The sequence below is a fragment of the Paenibacillus sp. AR247 genome (assembly GCF_002968895.1).
Classification (GTDB): domain Bacteria; phylum Bacillota; class Bacilli; order Paenibacillales; family Paenibacillaceae; genus Paenibacillus_AQ; species Paenibacillus_AQ favisporus.
Genome location: NZ_PCZT01000024.1, coordinates 68414 through 72816, shown reverse-complemented (window position 1 = coordinate 72816; position 4403 = coordinate 68414). Strand labels below are relative to the sequence as shown.

Genomic DNA, 4403 nt, shown 5'->3' with positions numbered 1-4403 from the left:
TGGGAAGTCGTCCGGGCCGATACCGGAGCCAACGGATCGGTGGGCCTTGAGCTTGCTGATCCGCAGCACCCGGACCGCAGGGCCGTTTACTTGGACGGCGGCCCCTGTCAGGGCTGCAACATTGCGTTAATCGGTTCCTATTTCACGGCATTAAAGAATTGGGCCGAAGAAAAGGGCTTTCCCGGGAAGACGATGAAGTTCCTGCATCATGCTTACGTTCGGAACCATGTCGTTACGTATGTTTTACCACCGGGCAGCACGGCTTATAAGACGGTCGGCGCTGCGTTTGAGCGCCATGAACCCCAGGATGCGATGTTTACCCGTTACGAAGTCAGCGTTCCGCCGGAGGATTTGGGTATAGCGAACGTCATGCTGGATTTCTTTGCACGCTTTCCGAGTTCCGTTGCCGCCGATCTTTCGGTTCAGCCATACTTGGGAATTCCAAGCGTTTCCTAACTCAACATGCACTGCTTCAAGCAGCACCCGACAATGGGGTGCTGTTTTTTTGTTAATATTTTCATTTCGCCGTTGCATCTCCGGCAAGCACACTGTATACTGTGTATAAACATATACACAGTATACACACTGAGTGGTGAATAAGCACAGTGAACCTGTGCTGTATATACACCCTTATGGATTACGGAAAAAGCGAGGGCGATTGTTGTTGAACACAATAAAAGACGCTTGGATGATGGTACGAAAGGATCTGCGCAGCGAGAAAAGGTACCTCCTGTGGTCTATCATATTTGCTGCCTACATGGGAGGAACTACAGGGGTCATGATGCTGGGGCGCGAAGAGGCACGATCCCTTGGTCCGGTAGCTGATTTCATCCTGCTGATGTTAGTTCCGATGCTGGGATTTTACTTTTCCCGAAGATCTTTCAAGTATTTAACGGAAGATTCCTATACGCGAATGCTGGCATTCTTCCGGGTGCTTCCGATCTCTAACGGCGTGGTCCTGGTATATCGGGTGATACAATCGGTGCTGGCCTTTGCCGTGAACGGCATCATTTTCTTCGTGATTATGTATTGCGTTCAGGGAACCCTGCTGGATCATATGCGGTTTGACCATTACCTGGCCTTTGCGCTGACGTGGGTCGGTTACGGGCTTATGATGACTGGACCCTATATCTATTTTGAGTTTTCCAATCATGGCAAAGCTTATCTGTTGTCGACCCTCATTTTCCTCGTTGGCTCCGTAGTGGCAGCGGCAGCCGTTTTTGCGGCGGGAGGGAACCTGCTGGTGTACACGGTGGAGGTATCCAAACGATGGAGCCTGCTATCGCCGGTGATGTGGGGGATCTTGCTGGCCGGAGTCATCAGCCTCGTGCTGTGCTCGATCGGAACGCTCCGCAGGCTGGAATCTAGAGATCTGGTGTAAGCTTTGAAACCAATAAGAGGATTGACGAGTATAGCAAGGTGAGGTGCGAAAGGTGTGGATACCTATACAAGTGAATGAGAACAGCGCTGAACCGCTCTATCATCAAATCGAATCCCAATTAAGATCGCTAAGGTGTGGATACCTATACAAGTGAATGAGAACAGCGCTGAACCGCTCTATCATCAAATCGAATCCCAATTAAGATCGCTGATCATCAGCGGACAGATCGAGGAGGGAACCCTTTTGCCGTCAATTAGAGAGTTTGCCAACGGGCTGAACTGCAGCGTAATTACGGTTCGAAGAGTGTATCAGGATCTGGAGAGCGAAGGACTTCTGCGCACGAAGCAGGGGACCGGCACATTTGTCGCCAAGGTTGGTACTTCACAGCGTGAAGTATTCCGGCGGGAGGCGGTGGAAGAGGCGATAAACCATGCGGTGGATGTCGGGATGTCCGTCAAATGCGAGGAAGATGAGCTGAGGGAGCTGTTTTTATCGATACTGAAAAGAAAGTACCATCCGGAGAAGGGAGAAGGTGAGGCATAAATGGAACAGTCCATCATACGAATGGAAGGCGTGACCAAGCAGAGACGGCATAAAGCGATCGGACCGATCGACCTGGCCCTGCCGAAAGGCTATGTGTACGGGCTGATTGGCGAGAACGGCTCCGGCAAGAGCACGTTGATCCACATGCTGCTGCAGACGGTGTTTCCGGATTCGGGGCGCATTTCCTGGTTCGGCCACACTTACAGTAAAGGCATTCCTATGGAAGTGCGCAGACAGATCGGGTATGTGGCGGAAAAATCCAACCTGGAGGAGGATAACTTGACCGCCGAGGAAGCCGCCGCCTTTCGGGCGTACTGGTATCCGGAATGGGATCAGCCTTATTTTGAAAAGCTGTGCGATCTGTTTCAGGTACCGAAAGCGACGAGGTTGCGCAAAATGTCCAAGGGGGAGCGCCGCAAATACGAAATCGCTGCGGCCCTTGCGCCGCATCCCAAGCTGCTGCTGCTGGATGAACCATCGTCGGGTCTGGACCCTTTTGCCTGGAAAATGATGATCGAGGTGCTTAGGGAATGCCTGCAGACCGAAGATACGACGATTGTACTGTCCACGCACATCATTGATGAGGTGAAAAGGCTGGCGGACTACGTCATGCTGATTCACCACGGCAAGTGGATGGGGATGGCGGAGAAGGACAGTCTGCTGGATAACTGGAAGGAAGTGTGGGCAGGGTGCCCCGAGACCGATCTGGAAGAACTGCCGAACATTGTGCAGACGCAGCAGGAATCCCATGGCGTTACGCGCGTGGTGACGACGTCCTGCCGTGAGTTGGAACAGATCCTGTACGATTCAGGTATCAACGTGCTGAAGACACGGGCTTTGGAGCTGGACGAGATTTTAACGTTGTGGGTGCGAGGATATAAGCCTGCCGGCGTGCAGGAGGGGGAGGAGCAGACACATGGAACCATTAAAACTAGTTAACGTGGTAAAACAATACGGAGACAAAACCGCAGTCAACCAAATCTCGCTGGAGGTCGGCAGAGGAGAAATTTACGGGCTGCTGGGGGCGAACGGTGCCGGGAAAACGACGACGATGCGTATGGTGCTTGGCCTGATTTATCCGGACGGGGGAGAAATTCTGTATAACGGCAAGCCCTACCATGCGGAGCTTCAGCAAATCATGGGATACCTGCCGGAAGAAAGAGGGCTGTATCCGAAAATCAAGGTCAGCGAGCAGATCGTCTATCTGGCCCGTCTTCGGGGCATGTCGCAGCAAGACGCGGATAAGAGCCTGCGCTACTGGCTGGAACGCTTTGACGTTCCGGAGTATTACGATAAGCGGATCGAGGAGCTGTCCAAGGGCAATCAGCAGAAAATGGGTTTTATCGCCGCCATCGTGCACAAGCCGCAAATCGTCATTTTGGATGAAGCGTTCAGCGGACTGGACCCGGTCAACGTTGAGCTGCTGAAGGCGACTGTCAAGGAACTGCGGGATGAGGGAACCAGCATTCTATTCTCTACACACCGGATGGAGCATGTCGAAGAGCTGTGCCAGCGCATTACGATTTTGCACAAATCCAATACGGTCGTTCAGGGAAACATCCGGGATATCAAGAGCCGTTATCCGCGTGAGGAAGTGCTGCTTCATACGACAGGCAATGTCAGCGGCCTGGATGCGATTCCGGGAGTTACGGCAGTGGAACGCATCGATCGGGGATACCACATCCGGATCGCTGCGCCGGAAACGGCACAGGGCATTCTGCAGAAAGCGATGCAGGAAACCACGGTGGAGCGCTTTGAAATCAAGGAGCCGACGCTGAACCAAATCTTTATTCAAGAGGTGGGTGATTCGCATGAATAAGCTTGGGACGATTATCGGCTTTACGTTTAAAAATAAAGCCAGAACGAAATCTTTTCTGATTACAACTCTGATTCTTGCACTGCTCATTACGATCGGCATGAACGTGCCGTATATCATTAAGCTGATCAAGGGTGACGACGCATCCAAGGCCGAACAGATCGGGATTCTCTACGGCTCGCAGCCGGTCATTGCCGCGGAACTGGAGAAGTATGCCGCGCAGTCCGGCAATAAGGACTATACGTTCGTCAAATACGAAGGGACCGCTCCGGATCAGGCGAAAAAGGATCTGGAAGACGGGAAGATCGAGGGTTACCTCTCTTTTGACGGCGGGGAGGGGGCATTTCCTGCTGTCACCTTCACCGGCGGCGAAGACGGCATGGGACAGGGAATCAGCAGCTTTCTGATGCCCGCGCTGCAGACGGTCAAGACGACCGTGATCGCCAAGGATGCGTTGACCGCGGAGCAGATCGCCGCTCTGAACGAACCGGTGAAGCTCGATACGGTGCGGATTAACGCGGAAGGTAAGACGGAGGCGGGGGGAGACACCCGACCGCGAAGACATGCAGAAAGCCATGAACTATGTGGTCGTTTATGTGCTGCTGATACTGTTCTTTACCTCCAATATGATGACAGGCAATATGATCGCAGCCGAAGTAACGT

The 4403-nt window shown here is 52.9% G+C and carries 6 protein-coding genes; all 6 read left to right on the top strand.

Translation table 11 applies throughout. The features are described from left to right. A partial coding sequence (locus CPT76_RS31110; RefSeq protein WP_146116500.1) for a DUF4850 domain-containing protein occupies positions 1 to 456 on the top strand: 456 nt, incomplete at its 5' end. Between the two features lie 208 nt (positions 457 to 664). Beyond that, on the top strand, positions 665 to 1381 hold the full coding sequence (locus CPT76_RS31105) for a hypothetical protein (RefSeq protein ID WP_146116487.1): 717 nt from the start codon (positions 665 to 667) through the stop codon (positions 1379 to 1381). A 132-nt stretch (positions 1382 to 1513) separates the two neighbouring features. Further along, a complete protein-coding gene (locus CPT76_RS31095) occupies positions 1514 to 1924 on the top strand; it encodes a GntR family transcriptional regulator (protein WP_105445639.1) in 411 nt (136 codons plus the stop codon). After that, a complete protein-coding gene (locus tag CPT76_RS31090; protein ID WP_105445638.1) occupies positions 1925 to 2863 on the top strand; it encodes an ABC transporter ATP-binding protein in 939 nt (312 codons plus the stop codon). Beyond that, positions 2841 to 3743 (top strand): ABC transporter ATP-binding protein, encoded by a 903-nt coding sequence (locus CPT76_RS31085; RefSeq protein ID WP_105445637.1) that lies wholly within the window; start codon positions 2841 to 2843, stop codon positions 3741 to 3743. Before CPT76_RS31090 ends, CPT76_RS31085 begins: the two co-directional genes overlap by 23 nt. Further along, on the top strand, positions 3736 to 4403 hold a 668-nt coding region (locus tag CPT76_RS38055), incomplete at its 3' end, for an ABC transporter permease (protein ID WP_219845488.1). The genes CPT76_RS31085 and CPT76_RS38055, both read left to right, overlap by 8 nt.

What these genes read in the sequence shown, in the direction of transcription:
- CPT76_RS31090 (WP_105445638.1), top strand. Translation starts at nt 1,925, where the DNA reads ATGGAACAGTCCATCATACGAATGGAAGGCGTGACCAAGCAGAGACGG.
- CPT76_RS31085 (WP_105445637.1), top strand. Translation starts at nt 2,841, where the DNA reads ATGGAACCATTAAAACTAGTTAACGTGGTAAAACAATACGGAGACAAA.